This window comes from Sulfuricurvum sp., from assembly GCF_028712165.1.
Classification (GTDB): Bacteria; Campylobacterota; Campylobacteria; order Campylobacterales; family Sulfurimonadaceae; genus Sulfuricurvum.
The window spans coordinates 1-18,251 of record NZ_JAQTQR010000026.1 but is presented as its reverse complement, the minus strand read 5'-3'; the positions used below and the strand labels follow the sequence as shown (position 1 = coordinate 18,251).

Genomic DNA, 18,251 nt, shown 5'->3' with positions numbered 1-18,251 from the left:
CCCATGTTTCCCTAATGGCATAATGGCCATTAGATTAATAAGGAATTTTTATACGTGGTAGTTCGGTGCTTCTTGGGTAATGATAACATCATGAACATGGGATTCTTTCAAACCTGCACTGGTGATTTCAACGAACTCTGCTTTGTCCCAGAACGCTTCAATACTCTCTGATCCGCAATATCCCATAGACGAGCGTAGACCGCCCATCATTTGATGAACTACAGCTGCAATACTTCCGCGAAACGGCACACGACCCTCGATCCCTTCAGGAACCAATTTGTCCGCAGCCGTCCCCTCTTGGAAATAACGGTCTGTTGAACCTTTGGTCATAGCCCCGATTGAACCCATACCGCGATATGATTTGTACTGACGTCCTTGGTACATGATCGTGTCACCCGGTGATTCTTCGGTACCAGCGAGAAGTGATCCCGCCATAATAACACTTGCACCGACTGCAAGGGCTTTGGCAATGTCACCTGAATAGCGGATTCCGCCATCGGCAATAATCGGTACTCCGTGTTGACGTCCGACTGCCGCACACTCATCGATAGCTGAAATTTGTGGAACACCGACACCGGCAACAATACGAGTGGTACAAATCGATCCCGGTCCGATACCCACTTTAACACCATCAGCGCCCGCTTCGATCAATGCTAGCGTCGCTTCACCTGTTGCAACGTTTCCGGCAATGATATCAACAACCATCTCTTTTTTAATCGCCTTAACGGTATCTAAAATCCCTTTAGAGTGACCATGAGCCGAGTCGAGAACCAACACGTCAACACCCGCATCGACAAGAGCACGAGCCCGATCAAGCTGACCGACACCGATAGCAGCTCCGACACGAAGACGTCCGAAATCATCTTTATTCGCATGTGGATATTCGATACGTTTTTTAATATCTTTGATCGTTACCAAACCCTTTAACAAACCATTATCATCGATGATCGGAAGCTTTTCAATTTTGTTAAGGTGCATCATTTGCTCAGCATCCGCCAAAGTTATCCCAGCTTTTGCTGTAATAAGAGGCATAGGAGTCATTGCTTCTATTGCCAATTTAGACAAATCTTTTTCAAAACGCATGTCACGATTCGTCAAAATTCCAAGTAATTTGTTATGCTCATCCACAACCGGAACACCGGAGATTTTAAACTCATTCATCAACGCTTCGGCATCTTCGAGAGTAGCGTCAGGATGGACAAAAATCGGATCGATAATGATACCGCTTTCTGATTTTTTCACTTTTTTAATCTGTTTCACTTGGGTTTCGATATCCATATTTTTATGGATAATTCCGATACCGCCCAAATGTGCCATAGCGATCGCAGCACGGTATTCCGTAACGGTATCCATTGCCGCAGAAACCATCGGAATATTGAGAGGAATATTCCGGGTCAACATCGTTTTCAAACTCACCTCTTTAGGGAGAACCTCAGAGTATTTTGGGATGAGCAGTACATCTTCAAAAGTGAGGGCGCGTTTACGAATATTCATGAGGTTATCCTTGTAATTGAGTTTCGAGGCTGAGGGCCCCGTTAAAAAGGGTTTGCTCCGCATACGGAGCAGCTATGAGTTGAAGACCAACGGGCATCCCGTTTTCAGCAATATCGACAGGTAAAGAAAGAGCAGGAAGTCCTGCCAAGTTAACTGAAATGGTATAAATATCGCTCAAATACATCTCAAGCGGATCACTTAGAGCACCGAATTCATACGCTGTACGCGGTGCTACCGGAGTAAGGATCAAATCGACCTCTTCAAAAATCTTATTATACTCCTCTTGAATCAATCGGCGTACTTTTTGCGCTTTGACATAATACGCATCATAATATCCCGAAGAGAGAACAAAGTTGCCGAGCATGATACGGCGCTGCACTTCCGGGCCGAATCCTTGCGATCGTGTTTGAAGGAAGGTATCTTTAAGATTGCCGCCTTCTACACGGTTACCGTAGCGAATACCGTCATATCGGGCAAGATTGGTAGTCGCTTCCGCTGTAGCGGTAATGTAATACGCTGAAATATCGTATTTCGGATCCATAAGAGATTTTTCGACGATCGTATGACCTGCATTCTTGAGCGCTTCAACTGCTTTAGCATACGCCTTACGGACATCTGCCGAAGCATCTTTGACATAATCAGGGACAATCGCGATTGTGAGTTTAACACTCGTATCAAGCTTGTCACTCACAGTTCCGTCATTACGATCGGCACTTGTCGAGTCTTTCGGATCATGTCCCTGGATAATATCGTATAAAATTGCCGCATCTTCGACGTTCTGTGTCATAGGTCCGATTTGATCGAGGGAACTCGCATACGCACCCAAACCGTAACGGCTGACACGACCATACGTCGGTTTCATCCCGACGATTCCGCAAAATGCAGCCGGTTGACGAATCGAGCCCCCCGTATCACTACCAAGTGCCGCTACCGCGAGTCCTGCAGCAACGGCTGCAGCCGACCCTCCTGAACTTCCGCCGGGTACGCAGTTGTGATTAAGAGGGTTAAGGGTTTTTCCGTAACAGCTGCTCTCGGTCGTCGAACCCATCGCGAATTCATCCATATTGGTACGTCCGAACGGTGACATGTTCGCAGCTAACAGTTTTTCGATAACAGTCGCATTATAAGGGGCAATATACCCTTTCAGAATATTCGATCCCGATGTGACCGACCAACCGGTTACTTGGATATTATCTTTGATCGCAATCGGAATCCCTTCCCCGACGTTAAGGACATCGATATACGCATTTAATTCAGGGTTTGCAGCAATTTTTAGTTTTAATTCTTCTTTCAGTGAAACAAGTTCTTCTTTCGAGAGCTTTAAGGCCTCTTTGAGTGTTATCATACACTTTCCTTTCTACGTTTTGCTTGTTTTACCATCACAATGCCCACGGCAATGACAGCGAAAATTACACCGACCGTTTCAAAAACAAAGCTCATCGGTACAGGTTGTGATACATCGATCATTCCGCGACCATCCACCCTGAAATAACGTTGGTACAGCGTGGGCAGATCATTTCTTCTTTTTCACTGTGGTATTTCCAACAACGAGGACATTTGGCTTTTGTCGCAAGGGCAATGTTAAACGTATCTCCCTCGTATTCAAACGATCCTAAAACATCTTTGAGTTCACATGCACACCATTTGGAAATCACCAGATATTCTTCAATATCCGCTTTTTTCATTGCTTTGGCACACTCTGACGTTGTTGAAATGACAAGTTCAAGAGTATTCTTGATCACCTTGTCTTTTTTAAGTCCGTCAACGATCTCATTGAATTTTTCACGAATCACTTTCATCGTTGCGTCATCCCAACTGCTATCAACCGCTTCAATGGAACTGTAGGTAATATCAAAAATATCATGTGCGGTGCCTTTTAAAATCGCAGGGGCGTTTTCAAAAATTTCATCCGCAGTGTATGTCAAGATCGGAGCGATAAGCCCGAGCATTGAACGGGCGATAATGGCCATTGCACTTTGGGTGGAGCGGCGCTCAATCGAACTTATACCATCGCAATACATACGATCTTTTGTAATATCGATATAAACTCCACTGAGTTCATTGACGATAAAATAATTAAGTCCGCTCATGCCGTGAACAAAGTTGTATTCACCGAACAGACGATGGGTTTCGTCGAAAACCTCTTTGGCTTTGGCTACAATCCATTTATCGATCTCACCCATCTCACTGTAAGGAACGATAGTATCAAGCCCGTCAAGATTCGCAAGCATAATACGGAAGGTATTACGAAGTTTACGGTATTGATCTGCCGTTTGTTTGAGGATATTTGCGGAGATTTTCAAGTCCCCCTGATAATCACTCATAGCTACCCATAAACGTAAAATCTCTGAACCGTACTCTTTTAGCACGGTTTCAGGAGCGACAACGTTCCCCTTGGATTTTGACATCTTCTCGCCCTTCTCATCAACGGTAAACCCGTGAGTGAGAAGTGCTTTGTACGGTGCGATATGTTCAACAGCCGTACTCAAAAAGAGAGAGGATTGGAACCATCCGCGATGTTGGTCGCTTCCTTCGATATACAAATCGGCCGGATACGTTCCCGCATCGTAGTTGCGTGATTTGAGAACTGCATTCCACGTCGAACCGCTGTCAAACCAGACATCGAGAATATCCGATACTTTTTCGAGTTCATCCGCTTTATACGCACATCCCGGGTAGAGGAGTTCTTCGATACTCATGGAATACCACGCATCGGTACTGTGCATCTCAAAAATCATCGCGATAAAGTTAAGAACTTTCTCATCCAAAATCACTTCACCCGTCGCCTTGACACGGAAAAATGCGATCGGCACACCCCAGTCACGCTGACGTGAAATACACCAGTCAGGACGGTTTTCAACCATTGAACCCAAACGGTTACGTCCCGATTCGGGATAAAACGCCGTTTTTGCGACTTCTGCCTGAGCGATTTCACGAAGTGTTTTTGTTTCACCCTCAGGAGTCCCGTCCACACTGATAAACCATTGTTTCGTCGCACGATAGATAAGCGGCGTATGCGAACGCCAGCAGTGCGGATAGGAGTGGCGGAATTTGGAAACTTTCAGCGCTTTGTCACCCAAAAGTGAAATGATCGGTTCATTCGCTTTGAAAATATGCATCCCCACAAACGCTTCAGCATCCGGAAGAAGATTTTCACGAATAACCGTTTGATCATAACATCCCGTCTCATCCACTGGCATCACCACTTCGAGGTTATAACGCAAGCCGATTCGATAGTCGTCTTCCCCGTGCCCCGGCGCCGTGTGGACACATCCCGAACCGTTGTCCATCATGACATGTTCACCTAAAACCAAATGGGAAGCACGTCCGTTGAGAGGATTGATCGCATAGAGATTTTCAAACTTTTTCGCTTCGATGCGTTGAACGACGGTTCCGGCAAAGACACCCTCTTCAATCAAAGCATCGTAACGTTTCTCGGCAACGATGTAGCCATCCGACGTTCGGACATACATCTCTTCCGGATTAAGTGAAATACCGGTATTGGCAGGCAATGTCCACGGCGTTGTCGTCCAGATAACGACGGCAGCAGAACCTTCGATACCTGCACGGACTTTGGCTTCATCGCTCAGTTCAAAAGCGACATAGATCGAGTAATCTTCTTTGTCTTCATACTCGACTTCCGCCTCCGCCAAGGCTGTACGCTCTGCCCAACTCCAGTAAACCGGTTTTGAACGTTCGATCAACAGCCCTTTTTTGGCAACGGAACAAAGAGTTCGATAAATATTGGCCTCGAATTTGGAATCCATCGTCAAATAAGGGTTATCCCAATCGGCGATAACACCCAATTTTTTGAACTCTTCACGCTGAATACCGACAAATTCGCTTGCATGTTCGCGGCACATTTTTCGGACTTCCGCAGTGCTTAAAAGCTCTTTTTTCTGTTTGCCGCCAAGTTTTTTCTCTACTTGCTGTTCGATCGGTAGACCGTGACAATCCCAACCGGGAGTGAAACGAACTGATTTGCCGTTAAAATAGTGATATTTGACAATAATATCTTTAAGTACTTTATTGAGTGCGTGACCGATATGGGTATGACCGTTGGCATACGGAGGACCGTCATGAAGTGTAAAACTTAGCGCATCTTTACGGTTGGCTTTCATCTTGCCGTAAACATCGTTGGCAATCCACGCCGCATAGCGTACAGGCTCATTTTGTACCAAATTCCCGCGCATCGGAAATTCGGTCTGAGGTAGAAGGAGGGTCTCTTTATAATCCATCTGTTACCTTATATAAAAAGTGGTGCATTATAGCGCTCAGGTGATTAAATTTTGCTGTCACTGTGCTATACTATCCCAAATTTATAATCTAGGAAAATCATGAATCGTGATGTTATTTTCGTAGGTAATCGGCTGATTTTGAATGAAGCATTCGAGCGATACATACTTCGAAGCATTAAAAGCAGGCTCGCTTCTATCGACACAATCAGCTATTTCGAAGAATCGGACAAAGGGCTTTTTTTACACTTGGAGGGACTTTTAAAAAATGAGTCCAAGCTCATCATTGTAACAACCAAAAGCACCTTTACGATTGTCGGGAAACTCCTCAGTACCGTGACTGCCGATAACCAGATTTTAAAAGAGCAGATGCTCATCCCATCGCGCGCCAGCATTCTCGAAAACGGCAGCTATTTACTAAGCCACAATACATCCGAAATCAATGTTGTTTTAGCAACAGAAGGGAAAGTTCTCCCCCCGATTCTGATAGACGATGAGTCACGACAAGCTACCATTCATCTATTTAACGAAGAACTGCTCAGTGCCCAAACTCTTCTTGAACCGTTAGCCCAGAACTTTGATGTTAAATTGGAATTTAGTGAACTCGTAGAAGGGTGGCTTAAAATCCGTATCCATACCCGTCGACATGGAAACCTATCCCAATTTATCGCTTCAGCACGCGGTCTGATGCATCATAAAGTAATCAGTGCAACCAATATCGCCGCCTTTATTATCGAGCGTCTCGGCAGTCATCATAAAAAACTCTCGTTCGCCGAAAGCTGCAGCGGAGGCTCGCTTGCCCACTATTTCACTTCCCAAAGCGGTGCTTCCAATGTTTTTGAAGGTTCGCTTATTACCTATTCCAACACTCTCAAAGCCAATTGGTTAGCCGTTGATGATGATTCTATCAATGCACACGGTGCTGTAAGTGCTGAAGTCGTTCTCCAAATGTCGGAGGGGTCAATGAATGTCAGCTATGCCGATTACTCGTTGGCAATCAGCGGTGTTGCTGGTCCTACCGGAGGAACTGAAGCCAAACCGGTTGGCACCGTGTACATCAGTGCACGTTCTAAAACATCGGTCCATACCGAGCGATTTCATTTCGAGGGAGATCGCAATTACATCCAAGAGCAAAGTGTCCTGATGGCGGTAAAAATGCTCCTCAATATCGATCGAGAATTATTTTTTAGTTAATCACTCATTTTTCCTTGACAAAAAGAGTTCTTTCCCCTATAATTTCGCCCTCACAATCACCGACTTTCGATGGTTGAAGAGGTCTCGTTAGCTCAGCCGGTAGAGCATCTCACTTTTAATGAGGGGGCCGATGGTTCGAATCCATCACGAGACACCATATTTGTTGATTCAGTGACCCTTTCGTCTAGTGGCCAAGGACACTATCACTTCATGGTAGGAACAGAGGTTCAAATCCTTTAGGGGTCGCCATTTGTTCGAATGTTATTTAGATTTTTCGGGAGTTTAGCTCAGTTGGTAGAGCGCTACCCTTACAAGGTAGATGTCACAAGTTCGAGTCTTGTAATTCCCACCATAATTTTTGGCTGCAGCGGTAGTTCAGTTGGTTAGAATGCCTGCCTGTCACGCAGGAGGTCGCGGGTTCGAGTCCCGTCCGCTGCGCCATATGTTATTTCGATTTATTTTTAAAACTCTCGGGAGTTTAGCTCAGTTGGTAGAGCGCTACCCTTACAAGGTAGATGTCACAAGTTCGAGTCTTGTAATTCCCACCATTCGTTTAGGTTGCAGCGGTAGTTCAGTTGGTTAGAATGCCTGCCTGTCACGCAGGAGGTCGCGGGTTCGAGTCCCGTCCGCTGCGCCACCTTTACCTTCTATCTTCTTTCTTTTATATTTCAAAATTCACTTAAAAATCTTAAATCTTTTAATCGAAAATGACTAATCCCCGTCCGAACGGAACTTTTGCTTTTCTCGATAGTGCCCATAATACTTCGTAATTCGGCGGAATACGCGGGAATGAGCCTTCTCCATCGGTAAAATAGAGCAGCATTGTTGTCATCGGCAGATTGGCTTCGACGTAATCAAATGTCGGTCGATAATCTGTCCCTCCTCCCCCCTTGAGACGAAAGTCCATCTTCTCTCCTCCTTGGAAAGTATGATGAGCATGAACTTTTGCATCGGCAATAATAAGTTCGATCTTGACCGAGGGGAAATTTTGCATGATGGTTTTAAACTCCTCCATAAACGCCCCCAAAAGTTGATCATCGATAGAGCCCGAGGTATCGATTGCAACACAAAGACTGAGGGTGTCACTCGTAAGTGATGGAAGTGCAATACCGCGATGGATATGTTTTTTGTTCGGGGGCATGAAAGCATAGTTGTTGCGCATATGACGATTGACCGCATTGTAAAGTTCAAACCGCCAGTCTACATCGCTGGGCTTGACCTTTTTGCCTAAGCGCTCCAATCCCAGAGGCATCGCACCTTTGCGTTGCGCGACTTCTTGTGCGATCGATGCGGCATATTGCCACTGCGATTCATCCTGCGCATCCATCTCATCACTGATTCCGTCAATGTTGGCGAAACCTTGCGAATCATCCGCTTCCTGAGACATACCGGCTTCTTGAGGTGCCGCATCGCCACTCTCGCCGAATGCATCTCCACCCTCGCCGAAATATTCCTCTTTCAATGCATCGTAAATCTCTTCGGCGTACATCCCCTCAAATTCTTTGTTGTAATTTGCCCCTTGTGGAATCGCTAAACCATTCTTAGCGAGGAGATTGTTGATGGCATAATCGGTCGCCAACTGCCATAATCGTCCTCTGCGGTTTAGTTTTCTCTGTTGATGTGAAAGAACATGGTGCATGACGGCATTTGTGAGGATAAACATCACCTCCTCGACACTTCTGCGTTCCAAAAAATCGCTGTTGTAGATAAAACGTTTCCCATTGCTGGCATATCCCGATACGGAGTCGCTGGGTTCATGATTTAACCGTGAGGCCAGCATCCCGAAATAAGGATATTTGACAGTGAGCAGGCTTTTAGCTTTTAGCAGTAGTTGTTCGGATGACATTATCGTAGCAATGTATTAAACTGACGCATCCACAGTGGCCAGCTTTCAAGATGGTCGAGTTCGATTTTACGTGCACGAAGATCTTGGATTATCATTACTGCAAATTCTCCGGGAAGTTTGAGTGAATAGGCAATAAGATTATTCAGCTTCTTGCTTCCGGTATAGTCGTTTACCCGCATTGTAAGCGCGGTGCAGAGAATATGCAATGCTGATGGATCGGTCGGAACATCCGTGCACGTTCCTTCCATAATTGCATCCAAATCAGGCAATTGCGCCGCAACGAGGCGAAAACCCAGATACGATGCGGCCAATTCTTCCCCAATCGCACCGGAAACCATAGCCATAACCAAATCTTCTTCGGGTTGTGAGGCCATGATATCGTTTACATACGACCATGTACGCGGTGTTGCAAAAGATCTGCTCTCTGAGTTAAAGACAAACAATGCATCGGGACGATGAGAGATATAAGCGATAATGGACGGTTCAATCCCTGCTCCGATAGCCCAAGTACGCCAATCTTCGACATTCGCTTCCATTTCCAAATGGACAAACCGGTTTGCCAGAGGAGCCGCCATCCGAAAAACGACACCGCGGTCACTTTCACGATTTCCGGCAGCAACAATCGCCCATCCATCGGGTAGATGATATTCACCGATTTTTCGGTCCAATATCAGCTGATAGGCAGATGCCTGAACCATCGGAGCCGCAGTATTGAGTTCATCGAGAAAGAGTATCCCTTCTGCTTGAGTTCCATCCGGCAAAAATGCAGGGGGTGCCCAAATAGCCGTATCATTTTTGGCATTAAAAAAGGGGATACCGCGTAAATCGGTCGGGTCGAGCAGCGAAAGACGCAGATCGATAAAGCCGATTCCCCGTTCACGGGCAATTTGAGCAACAATAGAAGATTTTCCAATCCCCGGAGGGCCCCATAAAAAAACGGGAACTTTACGTTCACACAAATGAGCAAGAGATCGTTTGGCACTCTGAGGATTCATACATTATTCCTTTAGCTATCAGTGCCAAAGGGGATGCAATTATTGTACGAACATAGACATACTAATGTGTTTCAATGACTCCACGCGGATAAGTCTTTCTTTTTTTCTGCTCTTCATATTTCTGAGCGGTTTGAACTTTTACCTCTTGAGGTGCTTGTAAAACTTTTTTTTGTTTCTGAAGATTTTGATGGGGCTTCACTTCTTTGGATAATTCACCGGCACATAAAACCAATGATGTAAGTAACAGCACACAACTATATTTTTTCATTCAAATCCTATTATTCAACTATTTTGGTACGCGCTTTGTGCCTGTACTTTTGTATTTGCCGCATTAAAAACATTAGCGGCTTTCTGCCCTTCACTGCCGGATAATGCCGTTAGATTGATCGATACACCGGATTCTTGCGTGGGTTTTACCTCTGCTTGTGCCGGGGCTGAAACTTTTGTCTCTTTTGCCAGACTCTGTGTAACGGAGTCTGTTTTTTGTGCTTGAGCCGACGGATCCGGCCGCCCTATTTGAACCGGCTGAGAATACGGGCTTTGAAAAAGATAGGAACTGACTGTCATCGGAAACCTCCAATACTCTTTTAAAAGAATTTACACCCTATTAACTCAAAAAGCCATTAATTTTTTTCATTATATAGACCCAATGGCCTAAAAAAAGATACAATAATCTTATCTATGTTTCAAAAGGAATCTTATGCAGATATTTTTAATCATCCTCGGTATTGTTGCTCTCGTTATGATCTTGATGTACAACTCTCTTATCGGTAAAAAAAACCAAGTCGATAATATCTTTGCAGGAGTAGATACCGTACTCAAAAAGCGGTATGATCTTATCCCGAATCTTGTGGCTTCTGTCGAGCGCTATATGGAGCATGAAAAAGGAGTTCTCGAAAATGTAACGGCACTCCGTGCGCAAGCAATGAAACCTAATCTCAGTGATGATCAGAAAATCGCTCTAGATACTAAACTCTCTGCCGCACTCGGGGCAATCACCGTCGCTATTGAGAACTATCCTGAACTCAAAGCAAACGAAAATGTCATGCATCTGCAACGTTCACTCAGTGAAATCGAAGAGCAGATCTCTGCCGCACGCCGTGCCTATAACCAAGCGGTTACCGATCTCAATAACGCCATCGAGATGTTCCCGACCAACCTCATCGCGGGATGGATGAATCTCCAACGCAGAGCCGTATTTGAAATCACCATTGCGGAACGTCAAAACGTCAATGTCCATGAGCTCTTTAATCGTTAATGAAATCACTCTCTGAACTCACCGATTTTTATTACAAAGAGCTGTATCCCTACCTCGAAGAGCTGGAAAAAACACGTAACCATATTCTCTCGCAGCTCAAATGGTACGGAGGGATAGGAACCGTTTTTTTTCTTATTATCGCACTTTGGATGGGGAAAAACTTCGGCCTGTTTCATCCGTTGATGATTGCTGTTGCCGTAGGCTTTCTTTTAATTGCTTCAATCGCATACCGTTATTTGATCCAAGGCTATGCAAAAGATTTCAAAAACCATATCATTACCCCTCTTATCGGAGCGATTGATTCTCATTTGCTCTACAATCCTGATTTTATGATCTCACAATACCTCTTTGAACGCTCAAATCTGTTTCAACACTCTATCGACCGCTACAGCGGAAACGACTATGTCAAAGGGTCCATAGACGGTGTCCCTATTGAATTTTCGGATATCCACGCCGAATACCAAACCCGTGATTCCAAGGGGCGTACACAGTGGCATAGCCTCTTTCGGGGACTTTTTCTCGTTGCGGAATTTAACAAAAATTTCAAGAGTAAAACCATCATTCTTCCTGACCAAGCTGAAAAAACATTCGGAAATTTAATCGGCGGATGGCTGCAATCCATCAATATTGCACGTGGAAAAGTCATACAATTGGATGATCCCGTGTTTGAAAAAAAGTTTGTCGTCTACGGGGAAGATCCTATCGAAGCACGCTACATCCTGAGCCACTCGATGATGATGCGTATTGTGGAGTTCCAGAAAAAAATCTCGCATCCGCTTTTTATTTCATTTGTCCAAAACCACATCCATATAGCAATTGGAACGGGGAAAGATCTGTTCGAACCGACGGTATTTAAATCACTCTTGGATTATAAACAGGCTATGGAATATATCCATACATTACGCAATACGATCGGAATTATTGAAGAATTGAAACTCAATGAGAAACTGTGGAGTAAAGAATAGTTATATTTTTTGTACCGTTCTACCGAGAGCCGTATAAAACCGTTCTAAATTTTCCGCCGTCCCTTCGATCGTAAAAACCGCCCCTTTTTCACCGAATTCTTTCTCTGTGATACGAATATTCTGCTGTAAACATTCATACTCGACCATGGATACATGTGAGTAGTCACACTCGATTTTTTGGTTAAAAAGTTTCTCATACGGATGCAATTGTGCATTTGCATAAGCAGCGTTTGCCGCTTCGGCATACGCCCGAACCAGCCCTCCCGGTCCCAGTTTCGTCCCGCCAAAGTAACGGACCGTAATAATCGCCGAATTGATCAGATCATGCCCCTGTAATACCGCTAATGTCGGCTTGCCGGATGTCCCTTTGGGTTCTCCGTCATCACTAGAGTATTCGAGTATTTGATCAAACTCATTGAGACTGCGATACGCACTGACGTAATGAACCGCTTTAGGATGGAGTTCCCTCAATCGCTTCATCTCATCATCATAGATGGATATCGGCATTAAAAAAGCGATAAACTTAGATCCTTTGATCTCTATAATATCGCTAAAAACTCCCTCTACCGTCTCCATCTGTCCTCTTTGCAATGCTTCGTTTTCTTTAATTTGCAATTGTATCGTGTTCACTGATCACATTTTCATCACCTATAAGTAATGATGATATGATATAGTTACGATACAACTGCCACCAGGAATGAAAAACTTTGTGTAAAAAATTTTTTTGGATACTTTTTTTGAATTGCTTTTTTCTTTATGCAAACGAACCGCAGGAACGGCCGAAACTGCCATTAAGCCAAAGTCTTCCCTACCTTCAAACGATTGAGCATGATGCTCTGATTCTCGGTGAAGGGCCGACAAAAGTCTATGTTTTCGTTGATCCCTATTGCCCGAATTCCAGAAACTTTCTCTCGTTAATCGACGAAAACAGTAAAATGCGTTCGAAATATACCTATTATTTTTTTCTCTATGAACTCAAACGATTTAACTCAGCGGAGATGATCGCAAAAATATACAGTTCTTCCAATCCCCTGGATGCCCTAAAGCGAGTAATGATTCAAGATCAAAACCTCAGTGACAACATAAACCCTTCAGTTTCAGGTAAAATTGCTCAAATTTCAAATGTTGCCCAAACACTCGACATTTACAAACGTCCCTATATCATCATGGTCAAAAGAGAGAAATAATGTATTACGATACCCCGAATATGACCCGCTATGTACGGTTTATCAAACGTTATCGTCCTTACATTTTGGCTGTCTATGCACTCCTCGGCATTGTTGCTCTCATTTTTTTTAAACCGGTCTTTATCTCTTCTGATAGCCTCTTATGGCTTGAAGAATCCAAAGAGTACCAAAAGACGATCTCTCATGAAATCAGTGCCGGTTATGTCAGTCGATTGGACATCGATATCAACACTTTCGATGAAAAAACAAAATTAGAACTCGAACACTTGCACACTTCTCTGAATGAAATTCCTTCTGTTACCAGAGTCGATTCGTTATTCAGTACCTACTATATCCACAATAACACGGACGGAGACGATTCATCTCTGGTAGAAGCGCTCAATATTAGCGATCTCAATGTTACCGAACTCAAACACTTAATCCGAGTTTTCAATACTCCATATACCCAATACGTCGATTCAAGTTTTAAATCATTTCATTTTTATATTTATTCATCTTCCCCAATTTCCATCGACAACATCCCGATCCCCTTCCACCATACATTTTTTACGACAGAAGATACTCCTATGAAGTGGACATCACTTCTGAGCTACACACTGCTTACTCTTGCTATACTCATCATTATATTTCGTCTCATTTTTAAAAACTATGTTTCTATTCTTACTTCTTTGGCAGTGGTACTGTTTACATTAATCGGTACATTTACCCTGATATGGCTTCTTACCGGTATCTCTAAAGTCTACATCGCACTCACCCTCATGGTCTCAGGGATAGCCCTTGTAGACAGTCTATATTTTTATTACCGGTGGCATGTTTCCCATTATAAAGTTGACGGTGAACGTTCACTTCTCAAAGCAATCAATCGCAATATTACCCCGGCCCTTTGGACTTCCATTATCACCCTACTGGGATTAGGCTCTCTTCTTTGGGTCGATTCGGCCATTATACGTCTTTTATGCCTTAGTATCATTTTTGCATCCGTTATCTCTTATTTGCTAAATATCACCCTTCTTCCTGCTTTATTGAGCTATTTCAGCGTCCTCCATCCCAAAGTCGAATTCGGTCGTTACGGCTATTTATTTGCCAAAAATGAAGTCCATTACAATCGCAACTATCTTCTCCTCTTTTTAGGGGCAACGACTATCGTCGCAGCCTTGGGTGCTTACATCATGGTCACAAATCCCGAACGCCTTTTTGCCCAAAGTGTCAATGATCATACGATCATCGCCAAAGTACCTTATAAGCAGATTGATTTAAAAACCGTCACCGCTCTCAAACAATTTGAGCAAGATCTCAAAAAATCCAATAAAGGGGTGGGAGAAGTCACCTCTGTTGCCACCGTTCTTTCTTTGTTGAACCTTGCTAATACCGGAACAACCACATGCGATGAACAGAATCTTATGCAAGCGCTTTTCTTTCTCGAACTCTATGATTTGGAACAGAACTATTTTGAAAACGGTGCATTGACGATCACTATCCATCTTGAGCATGCCGATAAGATTGCCGTCATGCAATGGCTCCAGTCGTACAATAAACTCCCTATTTACTTTGCCGATTATGACAGCCTTATCACCAATGCCAAAATTGACAATATCATGCTTTTAGGAATCTCCTTATTAAGCGTTCTCGTGATTATCGGCCTTATTATGGGGCGAATTTTCCGAAAATACAACTTGATTTGGGTAGGTTTCATCGCCAATGCTATCCCGATTATATGGTTCGGACTCTTTATCGAACTGATGCATATACCGCTTAGCCTCGAAGTACTCATAGCAATGACGTTAAGTGTCGGTCTCTCCTCTGATGCAACTGTCCATTTTGCCTTCAAATATTTCCGAAGCCGCTATTTCGGCCGTACACAACGCCATTCTCTGGAGGTGATGTTCTTTTATGCGGGGATTCCTGTCGTAATCGGTTCTTTGATGCTTGCAGCAATCTTTACCTTTTTGGCCTTTACTCCGATACACTCGCTTCAGCTTATCGGCGGGTTCGGCGCTGTGTTAGTCCTCCTCTCACTCTTGACCGATCTTTTTATCCTTCCCGTTTTACTGTTGGCAATCGATCCGTTTGGAAGTGAGCACTAAGTCCTCCTTGAGTACAATTGCCGCATGAATATCTCACCCCATACCACTCTTTTGCAATGGTACGAAGACTATGGTCGCCATGACCTTCCGTGGCGTACAAATCCTGATCCTTATGCAATCTATATCAGTGAAATTATGCTCCAGCAAACCCAAGTCAAAACGGTACTGGAACGATTTTATTTCCCTTTTTTGGAACGGTTTCCGACATTAAATGATCTGGCAGAAGCAGATCTGGATGATGTCCTGAAAATGTGGGAAGGGTTAGGGTACTACACCCGTGCACGAAATCTTCATACCGCTGCACGCCAATGCAACGGAAAACTCCCTGACAATGCACAAGATCTTCTTAAACTGCCTGGCATAGGGCAAAGCACCGCTCATGCCATTGCTGCTTTTGCCTACTGTGAACCTCTCCCAATTATGGATGCCAATGTAAAAAGAATCTTACACCGTTATTACGCTTTGACAGAACGCAATGATAAAAAGTTATGGGAATATGCCTATAAACTGTTTGATGCAGCTCATCCCTTCGAATACAACCAAGCCATGATGGACATCGGCGCCACCATCTGTTTGGCAAAAAAACCTCTCTGCGGCTTTTGTCCGTTGGAAACAAACTGCCGAGGGAAAACTGCTCCCCTCACCTATCCCGCATCCAAAGCAAAAAAAATAAAACCTGTTCGTTTCCGAAATATCATTGTGTATCAAAAAGAAAATCGTTATGCTCTTATCCAGCGAAGAACACGATTTTTATCGGGGTTATGGGGCTTTTATGAAACTCAGGAAAAGCCTGACACTCCTATGAAACCTATAGGGGAGATTACACAAAACTACAGCCACTTCACGTTACAAGCGCATGTGTATCTGTGTATGGAGAGTTTTCTTCCGGAGGGGTACGAGTGGTTTAGTGTGGAAGAGATCGCGCAGCTGTCACTCAGCCGTGCGGATCATAAAGTGGTGAGTTTGTTATAAGTTGAAGCGTGTCGGATCAAAAAATGAATCATCACTGATATGACCGAATGCCGAGTTGATCGAGACAAACAGATCCGGATACTTTTGTTCCATCTCGAACAGCATCGTTTTCATAGAAGCACGCGCATGAGGCATTTTGACATCGAAACGCATCGATGGACACGCCTCATCACCGATCGTCGGCATCTCATTTTCCAAAGCACACGCGGCAAGCTGACGCTCACGCAACTGAATAAGCGGACGAATGACGATAAGACCGTTTCCTGCTTTGTATTTCGGTGCCAACGCCCTCATATGACCGTTGTAGATAAGATTCATAAAGAAGCTCTCTGCCGCATCATCAAGATGGTGCCCCAATGCTACTTTATTACACCCATGCTTCTCTGCCGCACTGTACAAAGCGCCACGTCGCATTCGGGAGAAAAAACTGCAAAAAGATGAGTTTTGACGGATCTTCTCTCCCGCTATTTCATAGGTATTGGTCTCATGTATTTTATGAGGAATTCCATATTCGGCACAATGAGCAATCAATGCCGATAAATCTTCCCCCATCCCATAGGTTACGGTAACGGCAAGTATTTCAAATTTAAACGGGGCGCGCCGCTGCTGTTCCATCATAGCATGAACCATTGTGAGCGAATCTTTACCGCCGCTCAATCCGACGAGGATTTTGTCCCCCTCTTCGATCAGTCCGAACGTGCCATTGGTACGCCCGATTTGACGCATAATTTTTTTACTGAGTTTAATCGCCAATGCGTTTTACCATCTCTAAAATAAATTTTGCACTGACCTGTGCCGAACTTTGCAAGAAGGTATCAAAATCGACCCCTGCTTCGCCATCAGCACTGTCACTAATCGCCCGAAGTACAAAAAACGGTATTCCGAAGTTATGGCATACACAGGCTACACTCGCCCCTTCCATTTCCAAGGCATCCGCATTAAACGTTTTTTCTATCCACTCTTTACGCTCAGATGATGCAACAAACTGATCTCCCGTTGCAATGATCCCCTCATAAAGCTCAATATCCATATCGACCGCAACTTCTGCCGCGAGCGATCTTAAATCGCTGTCTGTCTCGATCATAACAGAGCCTTCCGGGATAAAACCGTACGGATGACCGAATGCGGTAATATCAACATCGTGCTGACACAACGCACTTGCCATAATCAAATCACCGATTTTGAGCTCTTTGCTGATCCCTCCGGCCACACCGCTGAACAATAAAGCCTGTGCACCAAAACGCTCGATCATAACAGAAGCGGTAATAGCTGAAAATACTTTACCGATTTTCGAATACGCAATGACCAATTCATGAGCACCGTAGGTACATGTATAAAACACATTACCGGCATACTCAAACGTTTTATACGATTCAAAATTCTCTAAAATCGGGTCAATCTCTTCGCGCATTGCCCCCATAATTGCTATTTTCACTGATTCCCTTTGATCAAAAATTTTTGGCTAAAAAACGTCCCACTTTTTGGAGACTGTTATTGATTTCAATCGATGCACTTGAGGGTTCAAAAAGCGCTAATACCTTCTCAACCTCTCCTATAGGAGAGACGATACGGCTTCCCCCCCAAAATCCTAAGCCGTCTTCGAATCCGACACGGTTTACAAATACAACATAATTATGACTGAGCAAAGCCGTAGTTTTTAAAAGTGCATCCCATTGGGACTGGATTTCAAGCTCATTGTCTCTAAATCCTCGGGCAGGAGAAGCCGCCAAAACATACACAATCTGTGCTTCCGATGCAGCGATAGCAGCAATCGTCTCTGCACGCCATACATCTTCACACACCACCATTATTGCTTCACCATACGATGTCGAAAATGATGCTATCTTATCTCCCGCCGCAAAATAGCGCCCTTCTTCAAACATTCCATACGTCGGCAAATGATTTTTACGGTGGATATGGATCAATTTTCCCGCAGAAAAATAAAGTGCGCAGTTATACACTTTCCCCTCATCCCAAAGTGCCGCACCGATGACGATGTCACACTTTTGACTGGCAAGTGA

The 18,251-nt window shown here is 44.2% G+C and carries 18 protein-coding genes and 6 tRNA genes; 12 read left to right on the top strand and 12 right to left on the bottom strand.

Annotated elements, in window-relative coordinates; genetic code table 11:
* Positions 1-48: 48 nt before the first annotated feature.
* Genes guaB through ileS form a run of 4 tightly spaced genes read right to left on the bottom strand, consistent with a single transcriptional unit; the run spans position 49 to position 5,732 of the window.
* Entirely contained in the window at positions 49-1,494 is a 1,446-nt protein-coding gene (gene guaB / locus PHP90_RS06305) for an IMP dehydrogenase (protein WP_299926970.1), read from the bottom strand.
* Between the two features lie 4 nt (positions 1,495-1,498).
* A complete protein-coding gene (gene gatA, locus PHP90_RS06300; protein ID WP_299926967.1) occupies positions 1,499-2,839 on the bottom strand; it encodes an Asp-tRNA(Asn)/Glu-tRNA(Gln) amidotransferase subunit GatA in 1,341 nt (446 codons plus the stop codon).
* Entirely contained in the window at positions 2,836-2,961 is a 126-nt protein-coding gene (locus tag PHP90_RS06295; protein WP_299926964.1) for a hypothetical protein, read from the bottom strand. Before PHP90_RS06295 ends, gatA begins: the two co-directional genes overlap by 4 nt.
* On the bottom strand, positions 2,958-5,732 hold the full coding sequence (ileS, locus tag PHP90_RS06290) for an isoleucine--tRNA ligase (RefSeq protein WP_299926962.1): 2,775 nt from the start codon (positions 5,730-5,732) through the stop codon (positions 2,958-2,960). The genes PHP90_RS06295 and ileS overlap by 4 nt, the downstream gene beginning before the upstream one ends.
* Before the next feature lie 99 nt (positions 5,733-5,831).
* Here ileS and PHP90_RS06285 point away from each other — a divergent pair, with 99 nt between their 5' ends.
* The 7 genes from PHP90_RS06285 to PHP90_RS06255 all read left to right on the top strand — a co-directional run bounded on the left by PHP90_RS06285 (position 5,832) and on the right by PHP90_RS06255 (position 7,560).
* The gene (locus PHP90_RS06285; RefSeq protein WP_299926959.1) at positions 5,832-6,923 is read left to right on the top strand and encodes a CinA family protein; all 1,092 of its coding nucleotides are present in this window, start codon (positions 5,832-5,834) and stop codon (positions 6,921-6,923) included.
* Between the two features lie 81 nt (positions 6,924-7,004).
* Positions 7,005-7,080 (top strand) — tRNA-Lys (locus tag PHP90_RS06280).
* Positions 7,081-7,096: 16 nt separating this feature from the next.
* Positions 7,097-7,172 (top strand) — tRNA-Glu (locus tag PHP90_RS06275).
* A gap of 27 nt (positions 7,173-7,199) precedes the next feature.
* Positions 7,200-7,275, top strand: a tRNA-Val gene (locus PHP90_RS06270).
* A 12-nt stretch (positions 7,276-7,287) separates the two neighbouring features.
* A tRNA-Asp gene (locus PHP90_RS06265) sits at positions 7,288-7,364 on the top strand.
* A gap of 31 nt (positions 7,365-7,395) precedes the next feature.
* Positions 7,396-7,471 (top strand) — tRNA-Val (locus PHP90_RS06260).
* Positions 7,472-7,483: 12 nt separating this feature from the next.
* Positions 7,484-7,560: transfer RNA gene (locus PHP90_RS06255), tRNA-Asp, on the top strand.
* Between the two features lie 60 nt (positions 7,561-7,620).
* On the opposite strand, the gene PHP90_RS06250 is transcribed toward PHP90_RS06255, so the two are convergent.
* The 4 genes from PHP90_RS06250 to PHP90_RS06235 form a co-directional block, all read right to left on the bottom strand.
* Positions 7,621-8,769, bottom strand: coding sequence for a VWA-like domain-containing protein (locus PHP90_RS06250; RefSeq protein ID WP_299926954.1), 1,149 nt, complete (start codon positions 8,767-8,769; stop codon positions 7,621-7,623).
* Positions 8,769-9,764 carry a MoxR family ATPase gene (locus PHP90_RS06245; RefSeq protein ID WP_299926951.1) on the bottom strand — a complete coding sequence of 332 codons (996 nt, stop codon included), beginning with the start codon at positions 9,762-9,764 and terminating at the stop codon, positions 8,769-8,771. Before PHP90_RS06245 ends, PHP90_RS06250 begins: the two co-directional genes overlap by 1 nt.
* Positions 9,765-9,825: 61 nt before the next feature.
* The gene (locus tag PHP90_RS06240; RefSeq protein ID WP_299926948.1) at positions 9,826-10,032 is read right to left on the bottom strand and encodes a hypothetical protein; all 207 of its coding nucleotides are present in this window, start codon (positions 10,030-10,032) and stop codon (positions 9,826-9,828) included.
* A gap of 14 nt (positions 10,033-10,046) precedes the next feature.
* A complete protein-coding gene (locus PHP90_RS06235) occupies positions 10,047-10,331 on the bottom strand; it encodes a hypothetical protein (protein WP_299926945.1) in 285 nt (94 codons plus the stop codon).
* Between the two features lie 133 nt (positions 10,332-10,464).
* Here PHP90_RS06235 and PHP90_RS06230 point away from each other — a divergent pair, with 133 nt between their 5' ends.
* Together PHP90_RS06230 and PHP90_RS06225 are read left to right on the top strand one after the other, a co-directional pair.
* The gene (locus PHP90_RS06230; RefSeq protein WP_299926942.1) at positions 10,465-11,022 is read left to right on the top strand and encodes a LemA family protein; all 558 of its coding nucleotides are present in this window, start codon (positions 10,465-10,467) and stop codon (positions 11,020-11,022) included.
* A complete protein-coding gene (locus PHP90_RS06225; protein ID WP_299926939.1) occupies positions 11,022-11,987 on the top strand; it encodes a DUF3137 domain-containing protein in 966 nt (321 codons plus the stop codon). Before PHP90_RS06230 ends, PHP90_RS06225 begins: the two co-directional genes overlap by 1 nt.
* Here PHP90_RS06225 and PHP90_RS06220 read toward each other — a convergent pair whose 3' ends face one another.
* A complete protein-coding gene (locus PHP90_RS06220; protein ID WP_366141102.1) occupies positions 11,988-12,563 on the bottom strand; it encodes a YigZ family protein in 576 nt (191 codons plus the stop codon).
* A 161-nt stretch (positions 12,564-12,724) separates the two neighbouring features.
* Here PHP90_RS06220 and PHP90_RS06215 point away from each other — a divergent pair, with 161 nt between their 5' ends.
* From PHP90_RS06215 to mutY, 3 genes are read left to right on the top strand one after another with little or no spacing between them, the layout of a single operon-like run.
* Positions 12,725-13,174 carry a hypothetical protein gene (locus PHP90_RS06215; protein WP_299926933.1) on the top strand — a complete coding sequence of 150 codons (450 nt, stop codon included), beginning with the start codon at positions 12,725-12,727 and terminating at the stop codon, positions 13,172-13,174.
* Positions 13,174-15,258, top strand: coding sequence for a hypothetical protein (locus PHP90_RS06210; RefSeq protein WP_299926930.1), 2,085 nt, complete (start codon positions 13,174-13,176; stop codon positions 15,256-15,258). Before PHP90_RS06215 ends, PHP90_RS06210 begins: the two co-directional genes overlap by 1 nt.
* Positions 15,259-15,282: 24 nt before the next feature.
* The gene (mutY, locus tag PHP90_RS06205) at positions 15,283-16,230 is read left to right on the top strand and encodes an A/G-specific adenine glycosylase (RefSeq protein WP_299926927.1); all 948 of its coding nucleotides are present in this window, start codon (positions 15,283-15,285) and stop codon (positions 16,228-16,230) included.
* Here the strand turns inward: mutY and PHP90_RS06200 are convergent.
* From PHP90_RS06200 to PHP90_RS06190, 3 genes are all read right to left on the bottom strand, one after another.
* Positions 16,225-16,956, bottom strand: a complete 732-nt coding sequence (locus PHP90_RS06200; protein ID WP_299927025.1) for an ATP-binding protein — start codon at positions 16,954-16,956, stop codon at positions 16,225-16,227. The two genes, mutY and PHP90_RS06200, sit on opposite strands and share 6 nt — an antisense overlap.
* Before the next feature lie 16 nt (positions 16,957-16,972).
* Positions 16,973-17,650 carry a 5'-methylthioadenosine/adenosylhomocysteine nucleosidase gene (locus PHP90_RS06195; RefSeq protein ID WP_299927020.1) on the bottom strand — a complete coding sequence of 226 codons (678 nt, stop codon included), beginning with the start codon at positions 17,648-17,650 and terminating at the stop codon, positions 16,973-16,975.
* Positions 17,651-17,678: 28 nt separating this feature from the next.
* Positions 17,679-18,251: nitrilase-related carbon-nitrogen hydrolase (locus PHP90_RS06190; RefSeq protein WP_299926924.1), on the bottom strand; the 573-nt coding region annotated here is incomplete at its 5' end.

Coding starts and splice junctions, on each gene's coding strand:
- guaB (WP_299926970.1), bottom strand. CDS start 1,494: ATGAATATTCGTAAACGCGCCCTCACTTTTGAAGATGTACTGCTCATC.
- gatA (WP_299926967.1), bottom strand. CDS start 2,839: ATGATAACACTCAAAGAGGCCTTAAAGCTCTCGAAAGAAGAACTTGTT.
- PHP90_RS06295 (WP_299926964.1), bottom strand. CDS start 2,961: ATGATCGATGTATCACAACCTGTACCGATGAGCTTTGTTTTTGAAACG.
- ileS (WP_299926962.1), bottom strand. CDS start 5,732: ATGGATTATAAAGAGACCCTCCTTCTACCTCAGACCGAATTTCCGATG.
- PHP90_RS06285 (WP_299926959.1), top strand. CDS start 5,832: ATGAATCGTGATGTTATTTTCGTAGGTAATCGGCTGATTTTGAATGAA.
- PHP90_RS06250 (WP_299926954.1), bottom strand. CDS start 8,769: ATGTCATCCGAACAACTACTGCTAAAAGCTAAAAGCCTGCTCACTGTC.
- PHP90_RS06245 (WP_299926951.1), bottom strand. CDS start 9,764: ATGAATCCTCAGAGTGCCAAACGATCTCTTGCTCATTTGTGTGAACGT.
- PHP90_RS06240 (WP_299926948.1), bottom strand. CDS start 10,032: ATGAAAAAATATAGTTGTGTGCTGTTACTTACATCATTGGTTTTATGT.
- PHP90_RS06235 (WP_299926945.1), bottom strand. CDS start 10,331: ATGACAGTCAGTTCCTATCTTTTTCAAAGCCCGTATTCTCAGCCGGTT.
- PHP90_RS06230 (WP_299926942.1), top strand. CDS start 10,465: ATGCAGATATTTTTAATCATCCTCGGTATTGTTGCTCTCGTTATGATC.
- PHP90_RS06225 (WP_299926939.1), top strand. CDS start 11,022: ATGAAATCACTCTCTGAACTCACCGATTTTTATTACAAAGAGCTGTAT.
- PHP90_RS06220 (WP_366141102.1), bottom strand. CDS start 12,563: ATGGAGACGGTAGAGGGAGTTTTTAGCGATATTATAGAGATCAAAGGA.
- PHP90_RS06210 (WP_299926930.1), top strand. CDS start 13,174: ATGTATTACGATACCCCGAATATGACCCGCTATGTACGGTTTATCAAA.
- mutY (WP_299926927.1), top strand. CDS start 15,283: ATGAATATCTCACCCCATACCACTCTTTTGCAATGGTACGAAGACTAT.
- PHP90_RS06200 (WP_299927025.1), bottom strand. CDS start 16,956: ATGCGTCAAATCGGGCGTACCAATGGCACGTTCGGACTGATCGAAGAG.
- PHP90_RS06195 (WP_299927020.1), bottom strand. CDS start 17,650: ATGGGGGCAATGCGCGAAGAGATTGACCCGATTTTAGAGAATTTTGAA.